The sequence below is a fragment of the Celeribacter litoreus genome (genome assembly GCF_020165855.1).
Taxonomy (GTDB): domain Bacteria; phylum Pseudomonadota; class Alphaproteobacteria; order Rhodobacterales; family Rhodobacteraceae; genus Celeribacter; species Celeribacter litoreus.
The window spans coordinates 55,692-76,489 of the sequence record NZ_JAIUFY010000011.1 but is presented as its reverse complement, the minus strand read 5'-3'; the positions used below and the strand labels follow the sequence as shown (position 1 = coordinate 76,489).

Annotated in this window: 17 protein-coding genes; 3 read left to right on the top strand and 14 right to left on the bottom strand. The window is 59.2% G+C overall.

The annotated features are described in order from the left end of the window. Nucleotides 1-9: 9 nt before the first annotated feature. A complete protein-coding gene (locus LA304_RS10830; RefSeq protein ID WP_224503172.1) occupies nucleotides 10-1,260 on the bottom strand; it encodes a sarcosine oxidase subunit beta family protein in 1,251 nt (416 codons plus the stop codon). A gap of 119 nt (nucleotides 1,261-1,379) precedes the next feature. Here LA304_RS10830 and LA304_RS10825 point away from each other — a divergent pair, with 119 nt between their 5' ends. Continuing rightward, entirely contained in the window at nucleotides 1,380-2,318 is a 939-nt protein-coding gene (locus tag LA304_RS10825; protein ID WP_224503171.1) for a GlxA family transcriptional regulator, read from the top strand. A gap of 75 nt (nucleotides 2,319-2,393) precedes the next feature. On the opposite strand, the gene glnT is transcribed toward LA304_RS10825, so the two are convergent. From glnT to LA304_RS10795, 6 genes are all read right to left on the bottom strand, one after another. Continuing rightward, a complete protein-coding gene (gene glnT / locus LA304_RS10820; RefSeq protein WP_224503170.1) occupies nucleotides 2,394-3,710 on the bottom strand; it encodes a type III glutamate--ammonia ligase in 1,317 nt (438 codons plus the stop codon). A gap of 63 nt (nucleotides 3,711-3,773) precedes the next feature. Continuing rightward, nucleotides 3,774-5,099: an FMN-binding glutamate synthase family protein gene (locus LA304_RS10815; RefSeq protein WP_224503169.1), complete on the bottom strand. Its 1,326-nt coding sequence runs from the start codon at nucleotides 5,097-5,099 to the stop codon at nucleotides 3,774-3,776. A gap of 10 nt (nucleotides 5,100-5,109) precedes the next feature. After that, complete coding sequence (locus LA304_RS10810; RefSeq protein ID WP_224503168.1) at nucleotides 5,110-5,796, bottom strand: GltB/FmdC/FwdC-like GXGXG domain-containing protein; 687 nt, start codon at nucleotides 5,794-5,796, stop codon at nucleotides 5,110-5,112. 4 nt (nucleotides 5,797-5,800) lie between these two features. Beyond that, on the bottom strand, nucleotides 5,801-6,691 hold the full coding sequence (locus LA304_RS10805; protein WP_224503167.1) for a class II glutamine amidotransferase: 891 nt from the start codon (nucleotides 6,689-6,691) through the stop codon (nucleotides 5,801-5,803). Nucleotides 6,692-6,884: 193 nt separating this feature from the next. After that, a complete protein-coding gene (locus LA304_RS10800; RefSeq protein ID WP_224503166.1) occupies nucleotides 6,885-7,520 on the bottom strand; it encodes a helix-turn-helix domain-containing protein in 636 nt (211 codons plus the stop codon). Between the two features lie 22 nt (nucleotides 7,521-7,542). Next, the gene (locus LA304_RS10795) at nucleotides 7,543-8,826 is read right to left on the bottom strand and encodes an ABC transporter substrate-binding protein (protein ID WP_224503165.1); all 1,284 of its coding nucleotides are present in this window, start codon (nucleotides 8,824-8,826) and stop codon (nucleotides 7,543-7,545) included. Nucleotides 8,827-9,005: 179 nt separating this feature from the next. Between LA304_RS10795 and LA304_RS10790 the strand changes: the two genes are divergently transcribed. Then, entirely contained in the window at nucleotides 9,006-10,349 is a 1,344-nt protein-coding gene (locus LA304_RS10790) for an NAD(P)-binding domain-containing protein (protein WP_224503164.1), read from the top strand. Nucleotides 10,350-10,448: 99 nt separating this feature from the next. Then, nucleotides 10,449-12,818: a DUF1989 domain-containing protein gene (locus tag LA304_RS10785; protein ID WP_396022188.1), complete on the top strand. Its 2,370-nt coding sequence runs from the start codon at nucleotides 10,449-10,451 to the stop codon at nucleotides 12,816-12,818. 58 nt (nucleotides 12,819-12,876) lie between these two features. Here the strand turns inward: LA304_RS10785 and LA304_RS10780 are convergent, their stop codons facing one another. The 7 genes from LA304_RS10780 to LA304_RS10750 form a co-directional block, all read right to left on the bottom strand. Next, nucleotides 12,877-13,080: a formate dehydrogenase subunit delta gene (locus LA304_RS10780; RefSeq protein ID WP_224503163.1), complete on the bottom strand. Its 204-nt coding sequence runs from the start codon at nucleotides 13,078-13,080 to the stop codon at nucleotides 12,877-12,879. Then, on the bottom strand, nucleotides 13,077-13,811 hold the full coding sequence (gene fdhD, locus LA304_RS10775) for a formate dehydrogenase accessory sulfurtransferase FdhD (protein ID WP_224503162.1): 735 nt from the start codon (nucleotides 13,809-13,811) through the stop codon (nucleotides 13,077-13,079). The genes LA304_RS10780 and fdhD overlap by 4 nt, the downstream gene beginning before the upstream one ends. After that, a complete protein-coding gene (gene fdhF / locus LA304_RS10770) occupies nucleotides 13,808-16,732 on the bottom strand; it encodes a formate dehydrogenase subunit alpha (protein ID WP_224503161.1) in 2,925 nt (974 codons plus the stop codon). The genes fdhD and fdhF overlap by 4 nt, the downstream gene beginning before the upstream one ends. Further along, entirely contained in the window at nucleotides 16,729-18,246 is a 1,518-nt protein-coding gene (locus LA304_RS10765; protein ID WP_224503160.1) for a formate dehydrogenase beta subunit, read from the bottom strand. The genes fdhF and LA304_RS10765 overlap by 4 nt, the downstream gene beginning before the upstream one ends. Continuing rightward, a complete protein-coding gene (locus LA304_RS10760; RefSeq protein WP_396022187.1) occupies nucleotides 18,243-18,713 on the bottom strand; it encodes a formate dehydrogenase subunit gamma in 471 nt (156 codons plus the stop codon). The genes LA304_RS10765 and LA304_RS10760 overlap by 4 nt, the downstream gene beginning before the upstream one ends. A 125-nt stretch (nucleotides 18,714-18,838) precedes the next feature. Beyond that, on the bottom strand, nucleotides 18,839-19,726 hold the full coding sequence (locus LA304_RS10755; RefSeq protein WP_224503158.1) for a LysR family transcriptional regulator: 888 nt from the start codon (nucleotides 19,724-19,726) through the stop codon (nucleotides 18,839-18,841). Between the two features lie 58 nt (nucleotides 19,727-19,784). Further along, complete coding sequence (locus LA304_RS10750; protein WP_224503157.1) at nucleotides 19,785-20,795, bottom strand: GDP-mannose 4,6-dehydratase; 1,011 nt, start codon at nucleotides 20,793-20,795, stop codon at nucleotides 19,785-19,787. Between the last annotated feature and the right edge of the window lie 3 nt (nucleotides 20,796-20,798).

The following is a 20,798-nucleotide window of genomic DNA, read 5'->3' as shown; positions in this document are numbered from 1 at the left end:
ATCAGGACCTCAGTGCAGATTCGGCTGGGCGCCAACGCCCTTTTCATCAATGACGTAGCCACGGTTGAAACGATCAAACCGATAGGCTTTCGCGGTGTCGTGCGGTTTGTCCGTCGCGAGCAGATGCGCGAAGGTCATGCCCGCCGCCGGGGTCGCCTTGAACCCGCCGTAGCACCAGCCGCCGTTGAAATAGAGACCGTCGATATGGGTCTTATCGATGATGGGCGAGCCGTCCATCGACATATCCATGATACCGCCCCAGCTCCGCAGGAGGCGCGCGCGACCGATCATCGGCATGAGCGCCATGCCGCCTTCGAGCACGTCCTCGACGACAGGCAAGTTCCCGCGCTGTGCGTAGCTGTTGTAGCCGTCGATATCACCACCAAAGACCAAGCCGCCTTTGTCGGACTGGCTCACATAGAAGTGCCCTGCGCCGAAGGTGATGACACCCGGAATGACCGGCTTAAGACCTTCGGAGACGAAGGCTTGCAAGACGTGGCTTTCGATCGGGAGACGCATCCCCGCCATATCCATGACGCGACCGGAGGAGCCAGCGACAGACACGCCGACTTTCTTCGCACCGATGAAACCACGCGAGGTCTCGACGCCGAGAACCTTGCCGTTCTCGATTTTGAAGCCGGTGACTTCGCAGTTCTGAATGAGATCAACACCGCGCATGTCCGCGCCGCGTGCATAGCCCCAGGCCACACCGTCGTGACGCGCCGTGCCGGCACGTTTCTGCATCAGCCCGCCTTTGATCGGGAAGCGCGCGTTATCAAAATTCAGGAACGGCACCATCTCTTTGACCTCGGCACGGGACAGCAGTTGCCCGCCCGCACCGGAGATCATCATGGAGTTGCCGCGACGGCGGTAGGCATCACGCTGACCGTCGGAGTGGATCAGGTTGAGGATGCTCCGCTGCGAGACCATGGAGTTGAAGTTCGTGTCCTGCTCGAGGTTCTCCCAGAGCTTCATCGAATACTCGTAGAAGGGCTGGTTGCCGGGCAAGAGATAGTTGGAGCGGATGATCGTCGTGTTGCGGCCGATGTTGCCGGAACCGAGCCAGCCTTTTTCCAACACAGCGATGTTGGTCATTCCGAACTCTTTGGCGAGATAGTAGGCCGCTGCGAGACCATGCCCTCCGCCTCCGACGATGATGATGTCATAGGCCGGTTTCGGGTCCGGATTCCGCCACAAAGGCCCGTAGCCTTTGTAGCCCGTCAGGGCCTCTTTGACGACTTTGAAACCTGAGAATTTCATGCGGTGTGCTCCTTCGCTTACATCCGTTTTACCGCTGATTCTCAGGCCATTCCTCTTGATTTAGGACATAATATATCGAATAAGAGACATGATTTTCGAAATTCACCGCAGGGTTCTTCATGCGCAGAATCGCCTTTCTTTTGATCGACGGATACGCCCTTTTGTCGACCGCCTCGGCGCTTGAACCGCTGCGGGCCGCGAACCAGTTCTCCGAGGGGATCGACTACGATATCACCCTGCTTTCCAATACCGGAAAGACGGCAAAATCGTCTGCGGGCGGGACGTTCGAGACCCGTTTTTATCGCGACGCAATCCCGCTTTTCGACCTCATTTTTGTCGTGGCAGGCGGCGATCCGGCCCGCATTTCCGACCCCGCCTTATTTGCGTGGTTACGGCAGGCGGATCGCAATGGCGCAGCGCTTGGCGGCATCTCCGGCGGGGCGGTCATTCTGGCGAAAGCCGGTCTCCTCGAAGGGCGCCGGTTCACCGTTCACTGGCACCATTATGACGACTTCGACACCATGCCCGGCGACTGGCTTTTGGAGCGGCGTCTCTTTGTAATCGACCGCGACCGCTACACCTGCGCAGGCGGGTCTGCGCCTCTCGACATGATGCACGCCATTATTGCCCGCGACCACGGAACGCGGTTCGCACAGCGCATTTCGGATTGGTTCATCCAAACTGAAATCCGCGGGTCCGAAGCCCCGCAACAGGCGTCGATTGCCTCCCGATACGGCACGCTTCCGGAGGGTGTCGAGGCCGCGCTCGAACTGATGGAAAGCCACATCGCCGATCCGCTCGGTCAGGATCAAATTGCAGCTCTCTCCGGCCTCTCCACCCGTCAACTCCAACGCCAATTCAAAGCTACCCTCGGGCGCTCCATCATGGAGGAATATCGCCGCATCCGATTGGAAACAGGAAAAGAATTCGCCGTATCGACACACCTATCCCTCTCTGAAATTGCGCAACTTACGGGCTTTTCCACGCAGGCGCATTTCTCGGATGCGTTCCGCCGTCTCTATGGTCACGCACCTTCGAAACTCAGAAGTTCGAAATAAAAAAGGCCCGGCAAATAGCCGGACCTCTTGGGGGGAACAGCGAGGCGAAAAAGCGCATCGCAGAGGGAAACCATCTCAGATGTCGAGCGTGCTCTCTTTCTCCCAGTTGGAGAAATGGGAGACGAAAGAGTTCCACTCCTGATGCTTCATCTTGATGTAAGACGCGGAGAAGGAATTACCGAGCATCGACTTGAGTTCCGGATCGGCGTCGTAGGCGCGAATAGCATCCAGCATGTTGAGCGGGAGTTTCGGCGCGCCTTCGATCTTGTGACCTTCAGCATACATGTCGATGTCGTAGCGCGGGCCCGGATCAGCTTTGGTTTTGATACCGGAAAGACCCGCCGCGATGATCACAGCCTGAAGCAGATAGGGGTTCACAGCACCGTCGGGCAGACGCAGCTCGAAACGGCCCGGACCAGGGACGCGCACCATGTGCGTGCGGTTGTTGCCGGTCCACGTCACAGTGTTCGGCGCCCAGGTTGCGCCAGACATCGTGCGCGGTGCGTTGATGCGTTTGTAGGAGTTCACCGTCGGGTTGGTGATCGCAGCGAGTGCTTCTGCGTGCTTCATGATCCCGCCGAGGAAGAAACCGCCCTGCTCGGACAGGCCAACTTCGCCCACCTGACCACCGGCATTGCCAGCGAAAGCGTTGGTTTTGCCGTCGAGATCCCAAACGGAGATGTGTGCGTGGCACCCGTTACCGGTCAGGCCCTGAATCGGCTTCGGCATAAAGGTCGCGCGAAGACCGTGTTTTTCGGCGACGGATTTCACCATGAACTTGAAGAAGGAATGGCGATCAGCAGTGACAAGAGCATCGTCGAAGTCCCAGTTCATTTCGAACTGGCCGTTCGCGTCTTCGTGGTCGTTCTGATACGGACCCCAGCCAAGTTCGAGCATGTAGTCACAGATTTCTGCGATCACGTCGTAGCGGCGCATCACGGCCTGCTGGTCGTAGCAGGGCTTTTCCGCCGTATCGAACGGGTCGGAGATCTGGTCGCCTTCCGGCGTCAGCAGGAAGAATTCAGCTTCGATACCGGTCTTCACGCGCAGACCTGCTTCGGCAGCTTCTTTCACGAGTTTTTTGAGGACGTTGCGCGGAGCTTGCTCAACCGGCTCATCTTCCATGACGCAGTCGGCAGGAACCCAAGCTACTTCTGGTTTCCACGGCAACTGGATCGCGGCATCCGCGTCCGGCACGGCCAGCATGTCCGGGTGCGCCGGCGTGAGGTCGAGCCAAGTTGCGAAACCTGCAAAGCCGGCCCCGTCTTCTTCCATGTCCGCAATCGCCTGTGCCGGCACGAGCTTCGCGCGCTGGCCACCGAAAAGGTCGGTGTAGGAGATCATAAAATATTTGACGCCTTTTTCTTCGGCGAATTTGGCAAGTTTGCTCATCTTCTTTTCCCTATTCCCTGTTGAACAGAGAGGGGCAGAGAGCCCCTCTCAGGTCGTCATTCCTTAGAAGCCCGGCTTGCCCGGATACCAGTTGGTCCCAGCGAGCGGCACTTGCGCCATCGCAGCAGCTTCCATCGTCAGCGCGCACAGGTCCTCAGGCTCGAGGTTGTGAACGTGGTTGTGGCCACAGGCACGCGCAAGCGTCTGGCACTCGAGCGTCAACACGTTGAGATAGTTGCGCAAACGGCGACCAGCTGCAATCGGATCAAGGCGTTTCATCAACTCCGGATCCTGCGTGGTGATACCGGCCGGATCGCGACCCTCATGCCAGTCGTCGTAGGCACCCGTGGTCGAACCGAGTTTGTTGTATTCGGCTTCCCATTTCGGATCATTGTCGCCGAGAGCGACGAGTGCTGCGGTCCCGATGGCAACAGCGTCCGCGCCGAGAGCGAGAGCTTTTGCAACGTCAGCACCGGTGCGGATACCGCCGGACACAACCAGCTGCACTTCGCGGTGCAGCCCGAGGTCCTGAAGGGCCTGAACGGCCGGACGGATACAGGCAAGCGTCGGCTGGCCAACGTGCTCGATGAACACGTCTTGGGTCGCGGCGGTGCCGCCCTGCATACCGTCGAGAACGATCACGTCCGCACCTGCTTTACAGGCGAGAGCGACGTCATAGTAGGGGCGTGCGCCACCGACTTTGATGTAGATCGGTTTTTCCCAGTTCGTGATTTCACGGATTTCGAGGATTTTGATCTCGAGATCATCCGGACCGGTCCAGTCAGGGTGACGACATGCGGAACGCTGGTCGATCCCGATCGGGAGGTCACGCATGCCAGCAACACGTTCAGTGATTTTCTGACCGAGGAGCATACCGCCGCCACCCGGCTTTGCGCCTTGGCCCACAACAATCTCAATTGCGTCAGCGCGACGAAGGTCGTCGGGGTTCATACCGTAGCGGGACGGCAGGTATTGGTAGACGAGTTTCTCGGAGTGACCGCGCTCTTCCTCGGTCATGCCGCCGTCACCGGTGGTGGTGGAGGTGCCTGCCATGGTTGCGCCGCGGCCTAGAGCCTCTTTCGCGTGCCCAGAGAGGGCGCCGAAGGACATACCCGCGATGGTCACTGGAATTTTCAGCTCGATCGGCTTTTTCGCGAAACGCGTGCCGAGGGTGACGGAGGTGTCACATTTCTCACGGTAGCCTTCGAGCGGGTAACGCGACATCGAGGCGCCGAGGAACAGCAGGTCGTCGAAGTGCGGCACGCGGCGTTTCGCGCCACCGCCACGGATGTCGTAGATGCCGGTTTCGGCCGCACGACGGATTTCCGAGTTGATCGAGTTGGAGAACGTCCAGCTCTGACGCGGTTCGGTTTGAGGTGTCTTGTCCATGATGCGCTCCTCAGTATTCGTCAGCGTGGTCGATGTTGAAGTTGTAGAGTTTGCGCGCAGAACCGTAGCGCTTGAACTCTTCGGGCTTGGCGTCTGCACCGGCTTTTTCGAGAAGCTCTTTCAGGATCTCGATGTGTTCCGGACGCATCTCTTTTTCGATGCAGTCCGCACCGAGAGATTTGACGTTGCCGCGCACGAACAGGCGGGCCTCATAGAGCGAGTCACCGAGCGCATCACCTGCGTCGCCGAGGACAACTAGGTTGCCCTTTTGCGCCATGAACGCGGACATGTGGCCGATGTTGCCATGGACAACGATGTCGATGCCTTTCATCGAGATGCCGCAGCGGGAGGAGGCGTTGCCTTTGATGTTCAGAAGACCGCCGTGACCGGTTGCGCCAGCATATTGCGAGGCATCGCCTTCGATGGTCACTACGCCGGACATCATGTTTTCTGCAACACCCGGGCCAGCAGACCCTTCGACAGTCACTGTCGCTTCTTTGTTCATACCGGCGCAGTAGTAACCGGTAGAGCCTTTCACGACGACGGACAGAGGGCCGTCGAGGCCACAGGCCATAGCGTGGCTGCCGCGCGGGTTCGTGATGACATAGTCTTCGTTGGCGTGGGCTTTTGCGGCCGATTGAAGCGTGGAGTTGACCTCACGCAGTTCGGTCGTCGTCATGTCGAGAGTGGTGCTCATCGTCTCAGCGCTCCCAGAAGTAAACAGTTGCAGGTTCCGGTTCCCAGACGCGGGCAGTCTCGATGCCCGGCAGGTCGGCGAAGGCGCGGTATTCAGAGGCGAAGGCCACATAGTCCTCGGTTTCGGCCATCACGGCAGGCTTACATGCGATCGGGTCACGCACGACGCCGAAGCCGTTTTTGGTGCCAGTGACGAAGGTGAAGAACCCGTCGAGATCTTCGAGGGTGCCTTCGAGAGCCTCGCCGAGCGATGCGCCATCGGCGATGCGGCTGGAGATGTATGCTGCGCCCACTTCGGTGTCGTTCTCAGAGCGGGTGAAGACGCCTTTTTTAGCGAGCTTGCGACGCATCTGGTTGTGGTTCGAGAGCGAGCCGTTGTGCACGAGGCACTGGTCGTCTGCGGTGGAGAACGGGTGAGCGCCCATGGTGGTCACAGCGGACTCGGTTGCCATGCGGGTGTGGCCGATCCCGTGGGAGCCGCCCATCTCGCGCAGACCGAAGCGTGCTGCGACGTCTTTCGGAAGACCCACTTCTTTGTAGATTTCCATCGAAGCGCCAGAGCCCATGATACGCAGGCCTTTCTCTTCGAGGAACGCGATGGCGTCTTTCTCGACTGCTTCCGGCAGCGTCAGAACTGCATGGGTGTCGACCACTTTGATCGTGACCGGTGCGTCAACGGCGGCGCAAACTGCGGCGTCCAGATCGGCGAAAGCCTCATCAGGCGTATCGGATTGAACGGTGATTTTCACGCTGCCTTCTGCCTCGTCACCATAGATCGCGATACCCGCACTATCGGGGCCGCGGTCGGTCATGGTGATGAGCATATCGGTCAGCAGGTCGCCCAACTGGGGGCGGAGTTCATCCTTTTTCAGGAAGAGGCCAACAATGCCACACATAGGATCCTCCATTGCGTTGATCTGCGGCGTCTCGCGCCGTTGTCTCTACCTAGTAGGAAAACTATTTTCCTTTCAAGAAACTTTTTATCTTCTTTGGCAAACTCCGCAAAACTGGACGCTGGAAGACAAAAACGGCGCCTAAGTGGCGCCGTTTTGAGCAATATGATTATTTTGTGAGCTAAAAATGGATGATTTAGCGTTGCTGCGGATAGGTAATGACCGAAAGATACCGCGTCGGAAGCTCTACAATCACCTCCGGGCCATGCGGCGCATCCGAATCGAAGAGCAGCGTGTCGCCCGGTTCGAGAGAATAGATTTTATCGCCATGGCGGTAATCAACGCGACCTTCGAGCATATAAAGGAGCTCAATCCCTTCGTGTTGGAAGGCCGGGAACCGGTCGGAAGCATCTGTCAGCTCGATCAGATACGGCTCAACCACCACGCCGGAATTATTCGACCCGATGTGCCCGAGCAGACTGTATTGGTGACCGGCCCGCGTGCCTTCGCGCTCAATCTCGACACCCTCACCCGCTTTGACATGCATGCAGCCGCGCTCTTCTTCATAGCCGGAGAACAACTGTACGAGCGGCACCTTCAGCGCATGAGCCAGCGCCGAGATCGTATTGAGCGAGGGAGAAATCACGCCGTTCTCAATTTTCGAGAGCATGCCCACAGACACACCCGTCTGCGCTGCGAGCTCGGCACCCGTCATCCTCTGACGCTTGCGAAGCTCACGCACCTGCCGACCGATCGCGACCTCGAGGTTCTTTTCGCGATGTTCCTTGAGTGCGTGCGGGTTCTGCCGAAGGGCTTTATCAGTCTTGCTCAAAATTCATGTCCTCACGTTCAAATCAGCTCTCCGCCAGCGCTCTGGCCAAATCCGGTTTCACGCGCTGGTGCCAAAGCTGGCCCAACGCACTGAGTTCCTCCATCAGGATCGCGCCGTGCGCCTCAAGCCAGTCCAGCACTGAGCCGAATTCCTGAATCTGCGCCTTGCCGTCGCGGATGACGACGACCGGCCAATCACCGACCAAGGCGTTATCGATCCCGTAGACCTCCGTCCCCCACCATTTCGCCATACCGAATGCATGAGGCATGTGCCGACCGCGTTTCAGCGCAGCAAGAACAGACGCCGTCGAGAGACTGTCCGCAGTTTCCACTGCCTCATGCCAGAGATCGAGAATCGACGCGTATTCCCAACTCACAGCTGTCCATTGATCGGGGAAACGCTCCTGATAGGTATCATAGAAGGCCTTCGGCCGACGGAAGAAGAACTCGGCTTCTTGTAGCGCGGGGTCATCGAAATCCGGAAACTGGAAGGTGAAGCGCTCCATAAACTCCGGCGAGGTCCTCTCGACCAGAGCTTTGTAGTTGTCACAGGTGCAGGCGAGGATTTCGCCCTCGAACCCAGCTTCAAACGCGGCTTCGGTCAGCGCATCAATCATAGGGGGCGACGACGAACACCAGCACAGGACATCGGGCTCTGCCGCCATCATGCGCGCAACAATGTCTGCCGCACTCTCATTATCTCCGTAGATGACTTCTTCAACGACCTCGCGCTCCGCCACCTGAAACGCGGCGCGATAGGTCGCCAGCGACGGCAGGCCCAGAAGATCGGTCTGGGAACAGAGAGCGACGCGACGCGCCTCCGGTCGGGTTCGGGCGAGCCAGTCCACTCCAGTCACGTTAAAGAAGGGGTGAACCTCTGCCGGCGCGATCAATGTCGGATGATCTGGCGACAAGTCAGATGGTAGTAGCGTCGCGGTGAGCATCCGCTTTTCCATCAGGTAGGCCAGGGTCAGCCCCATGTCGCGCCCGCCGAGGGTCAGAACAATGCGCACACGCTGGGTCTCAACCATCTGACGGGCGGCTTCGAGCGTCTCTTCTTCACTACATGCGGAATCCGACACGACGAGTTCGACAGGGTGGCGTCGACCGCCGACCATCATGCCGCCATGCGTGTTGATCCAGTCCACCCAAATCCGGCAGCCCGCAAGACCAGGACGCCCCCACGATTCTTCATCTCCGGACATCGGCACCAAGAGTCCGATGCGGATTGGCGCGCGATCCTGCACGGACAGGCGCGGCAAGCTTCCGGCAACGGCAAGCCTCTGAGCCAGAGAGGAGGCGCTCATTTTTTAATCCCTCGCTTAAAAATAGGCCAAACGACCCAAAAGAACTCCGACTCCCATATTCCTCTAAAGAAAATTCGTTGACCACTAGAAAATTTTTGGATCAAACCAGAAGAAACCCAAAAGAACCAATTATAAATATTGGTCCATACCACAACGCCAACCCCAACAGGGAGACAACCATGACCAAACGAGTCGCCGTCATCGGCGCAGGCCCATCTGGCCTCGCACAACTTCGCGCATTCCAGTCCGCCGCCCAGAAAGGTGCCGAGATTCCCGAGATCGTCTGCTTTGAAAAGCAGGACAACTGGGGCGGGCTGTGGAACTACACCTGGCGCACTGGCGTCGATGAAAACGGCGAGCCGGTGCATTGCTCCATGTATCGCTACCTCTGGTCCAACGGACCGAAAGAGGGTCTGGAATTCGCTGACTATTCCTTTGAGGAACACTTCGGCAAACAAATCGCGTCCTACCCGCCGCGCGCCGTTTTGTTCGACTACATCGAGGGCCGCGTCCTCAAAGCCGACGTGCGCAACTGGATCCGCTTCTCCACCGTGATCCGCTTTGTCGAATACGATGAAGAGAAGGGTGACTTCGTGATCACCGCGCACGATCTGGAAAAAGACACCGTTTACAAAGAGCGCTTCGACAACGTGATCGTCGCCTCCGGCCACTTCTCCTCCCCGAACGTGCCGGAATACCCGGGCTTCGCCCAGTTCAACGGCCGCATCGTTCACGCCCACGACTTCCGAGACGCGCGTGAGTTCGAAGGCAAAGACGTCCTCGTCATGGGGTCTTCCTACTCTGCCGAAGACATCGGTTCCCAGTGCTGGAAATATGGCGCGAAGTCGATCACGAGCTGCTACCGCTCCGCTCCGATGGGCTTTAACTGGCCGGACAACTGGGAAGAAAAGCCCGCACTCGAAAAGGTCGAGGGCAAAACGGTCTTCTTCAAAGATGGCAGCACCAAAGACATTGATGCGATCATCCTCTGCACCGGCTACAAACACTACTTCCCGTTCCTGCCGGACGATCTGCGCCTCAAAACCGCGAACCGTCTCGCGACCGCCGATCTCTACAAAGGTGTCGTCTACAACCACAACCCGAAGCTCTTCTACCTCGGCATGCAGGACCAGTGGTTCACCTTCAACATGTTCGACGCGCAGGCATGGTATGTCCGTGACATCATCCTCGACCGTATCGCCGTTCCTGAAGACAAAGCTGTTCTCGAGGCCGACGTTGCTGAACGCGTTGCGCGCGAAGACGCTGATGATGATGTTAAATACGCCATCAAGTATCAGGCCGAATACGTCAAAGAACTCGTCGCAGACACCGACTATCCGTCCTTCGACATCGACGGCGCATGCGAAGCCTTCTTTGAATGGAAAAAGCACAAAGCCAAAGACATCATGGCCTTCCGCGACAACTCCTACAAATCCGTCATCACCGGCACCATGGCGCCGGTCCACCACACCCCGTGGAAAGACGCACTCGATGACTCGATGGAAGCCTACCTGCAGAACTGATGATGTAGCCCCGTAACGGGGCGCATCCCACGCTCCCCTGGTCCGGGGGACCTGAGTGCCTCCGGACTTTTTTATTCAGACCGATGGAGATCTCCGTTGATCCTTGATCCTTCCGGCCTTCCTTTTCGCGCAGGACCTCCCAAGGGCTCCCTGCCCCGCCGCGCTGCGGCCTATCAACTCGCGTCGAACGAAGAACGCCACACCGTCCACGGTGGTGGCGCGACTTTGCTTGAGCTTAAGCCCGGAGACCGGATCACGGTCACCAACCCCGAGGGCGGGCAGCGTTGTGAGATGATTGCCGCGCACCTCGACGGGCGCATCGATGCGGGTGTTCTCGGATGGTCGGCGGATGCGACCGGAGACGCTCTGCGCGCAACCCTCGACAGCACCCTTCCCGGTATGGCGCGTTTGCGTCTCGGGCTCGCGAAGCGAGGGATCGACGTCGCAGCTGCTCGGGTCATCGGTCTTTTCTCGGACACAAGCAGCGCTGGCGAAGGGGTGAGTTTCACCGCGCAATCCGAGGGCTGGGTATTAATCACAGCCCCTGCCCCGCAGCCGGACTTTGAGGCGCAAACGACGGCGACGCCTATTGTTGTAACCATCACGCGCGCTCAGGCGCGTGTGGCTGGCTCGTTTGCCCTTCCCGATCCGCTTGCGGACCCCTTGCAAGACATCCGCATCGCCTCCGCCACGGCGCAGGCCTACCGCGTGAAAAAGGGTGAATTCATCCAGATCATGGATGTCGATGGGCGCCAATGCACCGACTTTCAGTGTTTCGACGCGCGCAAGGTGGACAAAGGCATCTTCCATCCGCTCGACGTCACCACGACCCGCACGATCCAAGGCCACGCCTACCCGATGCCGGGTCTGCACTCGAAATACTTCGATCATGACCTGACCCCGCTCGTCGAGGTCGTGCATGATACCTGCGGACGGCACGACGCCTTCGGCCTCGCCTGTAACGCGAAATACTACGACGACATCGGCTACCCGGGACACGCCAACTGCTCCGACAACTTCAATGCCGTGCTCGACCCCTATGGCATTCCGGCACGCCCCGGCTGGATGGCCGCGAACTTCTTCTTCAACACGGGCGTCGATGAACACGGCGTGATGCTTGCGGATGAGCCGTGGTCACGCCCCGGCGATTACGTTTTGCTTCGCGCCCTGACCGATCTGGTTTGCGTGTCCTCGTCCTGCCCTGATGACACATCTGCCGCGAACGGCTGGCACCTCACCGACATCCACGTGCGCACTTATGGTGCCGAAGAACGCTTTTCCCGCGCCACTGCTTGGCGCCCGACCCCCGATGAGGATCCGATCATGACCCGTGAAAGCGCCTTTCATGACTCTTTTGCCGCGATGACCCGCGACTTTGCCGATTACAACGGGTTTTGGCTCCCCAACTCCTTCCCCGAGTGCGACGCCATCGAAAGCTATTGGGCCTGCCGCGAGGGCGTGGTTGTCATGGACCTCTCCGCGCTGCGCAAGTTCGAAGTCACCGGCCCCGATGCCGAAGCACTGATGAACTGGGTTCTCACCCGTAATGTCGAAAAGCTCGCCATCGGTCAGGTGGTCTATTCCGCCATGTGCTACCCACACGGCGGCATGATCGACGATGGCACCCTGTTCCGTCTGGGCGAACACAATTTCCGCTGGATCGGCGGTTCTGACGAGGGCGGCGTTTGGATGCGTGAAGAGGCCAAACGCCTCGGCCTCAACGTGATGATCCGTTCGTCTACGGACCAGATGCACAACCTCGCCGTCCAAGGCCCGAAATCGCGTGATTTGATCAATGAACTCTTTTGGACAGCCCCTCATCATCCTGATTTGACAGAGATGGGGTGGTTCCGCTTTACCCCTGCCCGCCTCGGCGACCACGATGGCACACCCGTCGTCATCTCGCGGACCGGTTACACCGGTGAGCTTGGCTACGAGATCTTCTGCCACCCAAAAGATGGCGCAGAGATTTTCAAAGCCGTCTGGGAAGCCGGTCAGAAAGTCGGCATCAAACCGATGGGGCTCGAGGCGCTCGATCTCGTCCGGATCGAAGCAGGGCTCGTCTTCGCGGGTTACGATTTCTCCGATCAGACAGATCCGTTCGAGGCCGGTGTCGGCTTTACCGTTCCGCTAAAATCCAAGACCTCCGATTTCGTCGGACGTGACGCTCTGCTCCGTCGCAAGGAAACGCCTTCCCGCAAATTCGTCGGCCTCGAAATCGACGGGCAGAATGCGGTGGCGCATGGCGATTGCATCCGGATCGGACGGGCGCAGGTCGGGGAAATTTGCTCCGCAATGCGCAGCCCGCGCACGGGTCAATGGATCGCGCTCGCTCGCATTGACGTTGCCCATGCAGAGGAAGGGACGCATGTGGAGGTCGGCCAACTCGACGGTCACCTGAAACGCTATTCCGCGCGTGTCGCAGCGTTCCCGCATTACGATCCCCAAAAGACACGGCCACGCTCCTAATACCCCAAAACGACAAAACCCCGCATTTAGCGGGGTTTTTTATTGGTGTTTTGATCTTTCAGAGAGACTCGCCAGCCTCGACAACGAGCGGGTTCAAATTCGCGCCGCCTCCGGCGAGATAATCCTTGAGCTGTGCGATCATCCGCGGCTCCCAGAAATCTTTGAGATGCGCGGCTACACCCGCCGCCTGATCACCCCCTGGCTGGGTCCCAAAAAAGCTCGCAATCTGATTGGCCATGAGCACCATTTTTTCGTCAGTCACAGCGTCACTTCCTTCTCATTCGTATAGGCGACGATTACCTCGCGGCGTAGCACCATCAATGTCATACCAGTTTCTTCCGCGAGCTCGACAGCCGCGCGGGTCGGCGAGGACAGGGCGAACAATCCAGAAATTCCCGCCCGTGCACATTTCTGCACGAGATCGACGGAGAGGCGCGAGGTGATAAGCGCCGCGCCCTCTCTCAAATCATCTTCGCCGAGCGCACCAATCAGTTTGTCGAGCGCGTTGTGGCGTCCAACATCCTCCCGCAGGGCCACGAGCCCTTGCGCGGTGAAGAACCCCGCCGCATGCATCGCACCAACCTGTTCGCGGCGCTCCTGCCCCGCGTTCAATTCGTCGAGCGCGGCACGTGCATAGTGCTCCAATCCAGTGGTCATGGGCGCAACTTCACCCGGAAACGCAGAGGCCTCTTCAAGACTATCAATTCCACAGAGCCCACAGCCCATCGGCCCGACAGACGCACGACGCCGTGCGTCCAATTCGTTCGAACGCTCCTCGGGAATACGCCCCCGCACCTCATAGCCGTGAGGATGACGGATCGCCGAAATCTCGGTGACTTCTGCCGCGCTTTCGACGATGCCTTCAGACACCGCAAAACCCACGAGGAACTCTGACAAATCGAACGGCGACGCCATCATCACAGCCGCCGTCGACCCGTTGTAAACGAGCGCGACAGGGGCTTCTTCCGGAAGGGCGTCGACCAGTTCGTTCATTCAGCGGCCTCGATCCGTCGCGATTGTTCCGCCTGCGCGTTGTAGCGCTCCTGCCAATCGGACGGGCCGTTGGACGGAGAGACCTGCACAGCCGTGACCTTGTACTCAGGGCAGTTCGTTGCCCAGTCGGAGTAATCCGTCGTGATGACGTTGGCCTGCGTGTCGGGGTGGTGGAACGTCGTGTAGACAACGCCCGGGCTCACGCGGTCGGTGATCTTCGCACGAAGGCTCGTCTCACCGGACCGCGACGCAAGCCGCACCCAATCCCCATCCCGAAGACCACGGTTCTCGGCGTCGTGCGGGTGGATTTCCAACACATCCTGATCGTGCCAGACCGAGTTCTCGGTCCGACGCGTCTGCGCACCAACGTTGTACTGGCTTAGGATACGACCAGTCGTCAGAAGGAGCGGGAACCGCGGACCGGATTTTTCGGCCGTCGCGATATACTCGGTGACGATGAACCGCCCCTTGCCGCGCACGAAGCCGTCGACATGCATAAGCGGCGTGCCATCCGGATGCGCCTCGTTGCACGGCCACTGGACGGAGCCTTTTTCCTCAAGCACCGCATAGTCAACGCCCGCAAACGACGGCGTCGTCGCTGCAATCTCGGCCATGATTTCCGCCGGATGGGTGTAGGTCCACGCCTTGCCACCGGTTTCTTTCAGAACCGCATTCGCAAGCAACTGGGTCACTTCCCAATCTTCATAGCCGTTCTTCGGCGCCATCACCTTCCGCACGCGGTTGATGCGGCGTTCGGCGTTGGTGAACGTGCCTTCTTTCTCGAGGAAGCTCGACCCCGGCAGGAAGACATGCGCGTAGTTCGCTGTCTCGTTGAGGAAGAGGTCGTGCACGATGACACATTCCATCGCAGCAAGGCCCGCTGCGACGTGTTTGGTGTCGGGGTCAGATTGCAGGATATCCTCACCCTGACAGTAGAGGCCCTTGAACGTGCCATCGACGGCCGCATCGAGCATGTTCGGAATGCGCAGACCAGGCTCCGGATCAATCTCGACACCCCAAGTGTCTTCAAAGATCTTGCGGACCTCCGGCATCTTCACGTGGCGATATCCGGGTAGCTCGTGCGGGAAAGAGCCCATATCACAGGACCCTTGCACGTTGTTCTGACCACGCAGCGGGTTCACACCCACGCCCGTGCGACCAATGTTGCCTGTCATCATGGCGAGGTTGGCAATGCCCATCACGGTCGTGGAGCCTTGGGAATGTTCAGTCACGCCGAGGCCATAGTAGATCGCACCGTTCCCGCCATTTGCGAAAGCGCGTGCGGCTTCGCGCAGAGTTTGCGCAGGGACGCCGGTGAGCGCCTCGGTCTCCTCCGGCGCGTGGCGCGGATCGGAGATGAAGGCTTTGAAGTCTTCCCAGGCGTCGAGGTCACACCGTTCCGCGATGAAGGTCTGGTCAAACAGCCCCTCGGTCACGATCACATGCCCGATCGCGGACACCACGGCGACGTTCGTCCCCGGCTTCAGCGCGAGGTGATGCGCCTCGCCCATGTGCGGTGTTTCCAACAGGTCGATACGACGTGGGTCAACGACGATAAGCTTTGCGCCTTCACGCAGACGCTTGCGCAGACGCGATGCAAAGACGGGGTGTCCGTCTGTTGGGTTCGCACCAATGACCATCACCACATCGGAGTGCTCGACGGAGTCAAAGTCCTGCGTACCTGCGGAGGTGCCGAACGTCTGACCGAGGCCGTAGCCGGTCGGCGAGTGGCAGACACGGGCGCAGGTGTCGGTGTTGTTGTTGCCGAACACAGCGCGGGTGAGTTTCTGAACGAGGTAGGTCTCCTCGTTGGTGCAACGGCTCGACGTGATCACGCCGATGCTCTTCTGACCGTATTTCTGCTGCAACCCGACGAGTTTCTTGGCGGCAAAGCTCAGCGCCTCTTCCCAAGACACCTCACGCCACGGCTGATCGACCGTGTCGCGGATCATCGGGTTCAGGATGCGATCTTGGTGCGTCGCGTAGCCGTAGGCAAAACGCCCCTTCACACAGGAATGTCCGCGGTTCGCTTTGCCGTTCTTGTACGGAACCATACGGACGAGCTGATCCCCCTGCATCTCGGCCTTAAAGCTACAGCCAACACCGCAATAGGCGCAGGTGGTCACGACAGAGCGATCCGGTGTGCCCATTTCGATCACGGATTTTTCCTGAAGCGTCGCGGTCGGGCAGGCCTGAACGCAGGCGCCACAGGACACACAGTCAGACGCGAGGAAGTTCTCGGCGCCGACGGCCACGCGGCTGTCAAACCCACGGCCTTCGATGGTCAGCGCGAAGGTGCCCTGTACCTCTTCGCATGCTCGAACGCAGCGGTTACAGACGATGCACTTGGAGGCGTCATAGGTGAAATACGGGTTGCTGTCGTCTTTCGGGAGCCACTCAGGATTGACTTCACCCGAGGTGTTGCGCGCCTCGAAATGGTTTGCGAGGCCGCCCGCTTTCGGGGCCTCATACCGCACTCCGCGCAGGCCGACCGCACCGGCCATATCCTGCAGTTCACAGTCGCCATTCGCAGAACAGGTCAGACAGTCGAGCGGGTGATCGGAGATATAAAGCTCCATCACGCCCTTGCGCAGTTTGCGCAGCTTGTCGGTCTGGGTGTGAACTTTCATGCCCGCATGGACCGGCGTCGTACAGGACGCTGGTGTGCCGCGGCGTCCTTCGATCTCGACGGCGCAGAGACGGCAGGAACCGAAGGCCTCTAGGCTATCGGTCGCGCAGAGTTTCGGGACCTGAATGCCAAGCTCACTCGCCGCGCGCATCACGGACGTGCCAGCAGGCACCGTGATTTCCATTCCGTCGATGGTTAGCGTGACAGGCTTGCCGGATTTCGCGGGGGTTCCGCGGTCGGTTTCGTCCTGAATGCCAGTTCCGTTTTCCCAAGGGATAATAAAATCTTTCATTCTGCCGCCTCCTTCTGGGCTGCGAATTCTTCCGGGAAATGGCGAAGCGCCGAGAGTACGGGGTATGGGGTGAACCCGCCTAGAGCACAGAGCGACCCGTCCACCATCACCTCACAGAGATCTTCCAAGAGCGGGATCGCGCTGGCGTCCCCTTCTTTGATCCGATCGAGCGTTTCGACACCGCGCACGGCACCGATCCGGCAGGGGGTGCATTTGCCACAGCTTTCCACTGCGCAGAACTCCATCGCGAACCGTGCCATCGCGAGCATATCGGCGCTGTCGTCAAACACGACGATACCCGCGTGGCCGATGAGGGCCTTCTGCCCGTCGAACTCTTCATAGCCAAACGGCGTCTCGAACTGGTCAGGATGCAAATAGGCGCCGAGAGGACCACCAACCTGAACCGCCTTCACCGGACGACCGCTCGCGGTGCCACCGGCGACATCATTCACCAGTTCTCCGAGCGGCATCCCGAAGGCCGTTTCAAACAGCCCGCCGAATTTCACATTGCCCGCGATCTGGATCGGCATGGTGCCTTTGGAGCGACCAAGCCCGAAGTTCGCGTAATGCTCCGCGCCTTCGGCAAAGATCACCGGCACGGTGGCGAGAGAGATCACGTTGTTCACAACGGTCGGACGACCGAGGAAACCTTCGAGCGCCGGAAGCGGCGGCTTTGCGCGAACGGTGCCGCGTTTGCCTTCGAGTGAGTTCAGGAGAGAGGTTTCCTCTCCGCAAACATACGCGCCCGCGCCGACACGGACCTCCATATCGAACGCGCGACCGGAGCCGAGCACATCGTCGCCGAGAATGCCTGCGTCTCGCGCGATCTCAATCGCACGGCGCATGATCGCGACGGCATCCGGATATTCGGAGCGCGTGTAGATATAGCCCTTCGTCGCACCACATCCGAGACCCGCGATTGCCATACCTTCGATCAGGGTGAAGGGGTCGCCTTCCATGATCATACGGTCGGCAAACGTGCCGCTGTCACCCTCGTCGGCGTTGCAGACAATGTATTTCTGGGGTGCATGGGCGAGGCGCACCGTGTCCCATTTGATACCTGTCGGGAAACCCGCACCACCACGACCGCGTAGGCCAGACGTTTTCACTTCATCAATGATCGCATCCTGGCTCATGCCGATCGCACGGCGGAGACCTTTGAGACCGTCGTGAGCCTCGTAATCCGAAAGAGAGAGCGGATCGGTGATGCCGCAGCGGGCGAAAGTTAGGCGCGTCTGACGGGCGAAGAACGGGATGTCCTCGACCTTGCCAAGAGTCTCAATCTTTCCGTCCAGAAGCGCAGCCACATCACCCTCGGAAATCGGACCATAGGCGAGACGCTCGCCGTCCTGCTCAATCTCGACGAGCGGCTCCAGCCAGATCATCCCACGCGTGCCATTCCGCACGATTTCGGCGTCGATCCCGCGCGCTGCGATCTCTTGTGTAATTGCATCCGCAACTTCGTCCGCGCCCAGAGCTTTGGCGGCGCTGTCCAGTGGAACGTAAATCTTCATGCCGACACCTTTGCGATTGCTTTCTCGACCCGCGCCGTGTCAGCCCGTCCGATCAGTTTTTCATCAAGCATCACAGCCGGCGCACAGGCACACATCCCGAGGCAGTAGACCGGCTCAACCGTCAGCTTTCCATCGGGGGAGGTTCCATGCCACTCTAGGCCGAGCTTTGCGAGGAGATCCTCTGCGAAGGCCGTGCCTCCAACGGACTGACAGGCCTCTGCACGGCAAATTTTCAGGACATGCTTGCCCGCGGGGTGATCTCTGAAATCATGGTAGAAAGACAGAACGCCCTTGAGCTCCGCGCGCGTGATCTTCACGGCTTTGCAGAGCGGCTCGTGCGCCTCCGCCGGCACAAAGCCGAAGGCCTCTTGCAGAGCATGAAGCATGGGCAGCAGCGGCCCTTCGAGATGTGCGTGGGCAGAGAGAATTTCCGCAATTGCGGCATCGCTCTCGGAGTGGGTTGGCATCATGGCTGACCTCATTTTGGACGACACGGACTCAGACGCCCGACACGCCAGTCACATTTCAGTATACCAGAGCACACGGTTCATCGCGAAATCAATATCGCTATTCCGTTAAACGATTGAAGATTTCAATCAATTTCGGAGAGCTTTTCCGCAGCACCCAGAAGCGCATCCAGCACGGGCGTATGGGGATCGCGGAAAGGTGCCACGAGTCCAACACGATGCCCGTCACCAGCGGGATCAATCGGCACGAGCGCGAGGTCCGTGCCCCGCGACAGGTAACGCGCGATGCCCTCCGGCAAGACGGTAATCCAGTCCCCCGCCTCGACATGCGCAACCAGAACAACAATCGAATTCGACTCGACGGTCGCCTCGGGGGAGACACCCGCGTCACTCAAGTGCCGATCCAGAATGCGCCTGTTCTGCATGTCGTCCGTAAAGAGACACAACCTCTGCCCCGAGAGGTCAGCCCACTCCAACATGTCGCGCGCGGCCAGCGGGTTGTCTTTGGGTGTGACGACCATGTAGCGCTCGCGGTAGAGGGGGCGCGTGACAACCCGTCCTAACGGTTCGTTGTCGAGGTATGTAATTCCCGCATCCGCATCGAGATGGTCCAACATTGAGAGAATTTGCGCTGACGACCGCGACAGGATCGACACCCTCAATTTCGGATGTGCCTTCGTAAACTGGGACGTCAATTGCGCTGCCCATGTGAGCGCCGTCGGCACTACGGCCAACCGGATTTGCCCGGAGAGACCATGACGGGTCGCGCGCATCTCTTCCTTAAGCTGGCGACTGTCCGACACAATCTTCCGCGCCCAGACCAGAGCGTTCTGCCCCTCGGGCGTCAGCCCGCCATAGCGCGAGCCGCGAAAGACGAGTTGCACACCGAGCTGCTCCTCAAGAAGTTTGATCCCCGTCGAAAGCGTCGGCTGCGTAATCCCGAGCGAGATTGCGGCGCGTCCGAAATGCTCCTCTTTCGCCAAGGCGATAAACATTTCCAACTTGTCGAGCATTGCGAGTTTCCTATCGAAAGATCACTTTCAGATAGAAATACCCTATCAGGCACTCAGTTCATACCTGATAATACTGGCGATACCACCGCACAAAGCTTGCGACGCCCTCCGGAACAGCCGTCTTCGGTGCGTAGCCCGTCAGCTTCTTCAAAAGGCTCGCATCCGCCCAAGTCGCGGGCACATCACCCGACTGCATCGGCATGAGATTACGCTCCGCCTTGCGGCCCGTCGCGGCCTCAATCGCGGCGATAAAATCAACCAACTGGACCGCATCATTGTTCCCGATATTCACCACGCGGAATGGCGCAACGGGAGAGAGACTGTCGCCTTCGCCAACGACGCCATCTGCCGGACGCACAGGCACAGCATCAATCAACAAGCGGATCGCATGAACGAGGTCTTCGACATAGGTAAAGTCCCGCTTCATGTCGCCGTAGTTGTAGACGTCAATGGGCCGGTCTTCGAGGATCGCTTTGGTGAACTTAAACAGCGCCATATCGGGACGCCCCCACGGACCATAGACCGTGAAAAACCGAAACATCGTAATCGGCAGATCGAACAGGTGGGCATAGCTGTGCGCCATGCTTTCCGTCGATTTCTTCGTCGCCGCATAGAACGACATTTGATGATCGGCTTTGTCGATCTCGCGATACGGCATCTCCTCATTCGCGCCATAGGCCGAAGACGTGGAGGCGAGGAGCATGTGTTTCGGCGGATATGCGCGCGCGGCCTCCAGCAATTCGAACGTGCCGATGATGTTGCTTTCAAGATACGACCGCGGGTTCTCGATGGAATACCGGACGCCCGCCTGAGCGGCGAGGTGGATCACGACGTCGGGCCTTTCCTCTTCGAAAAGCGACATCAACAGACCGGGCGTTTCGACCTTGTCATGCACGGAGCGGTAGGTGTCATAGGCGCTGAGCGACTCTTCGCGACGCTCTTTCAGAGCGACATCGTAGTAGTCCGACATGCAGTCGAGACCGATCACCCGCCACCCCTCTTCCAAGAGCGTTTTACACACGAACGATCCAATAAATCCGGCCGCACCGGTCACGAGGGCGGTTTGCATGTG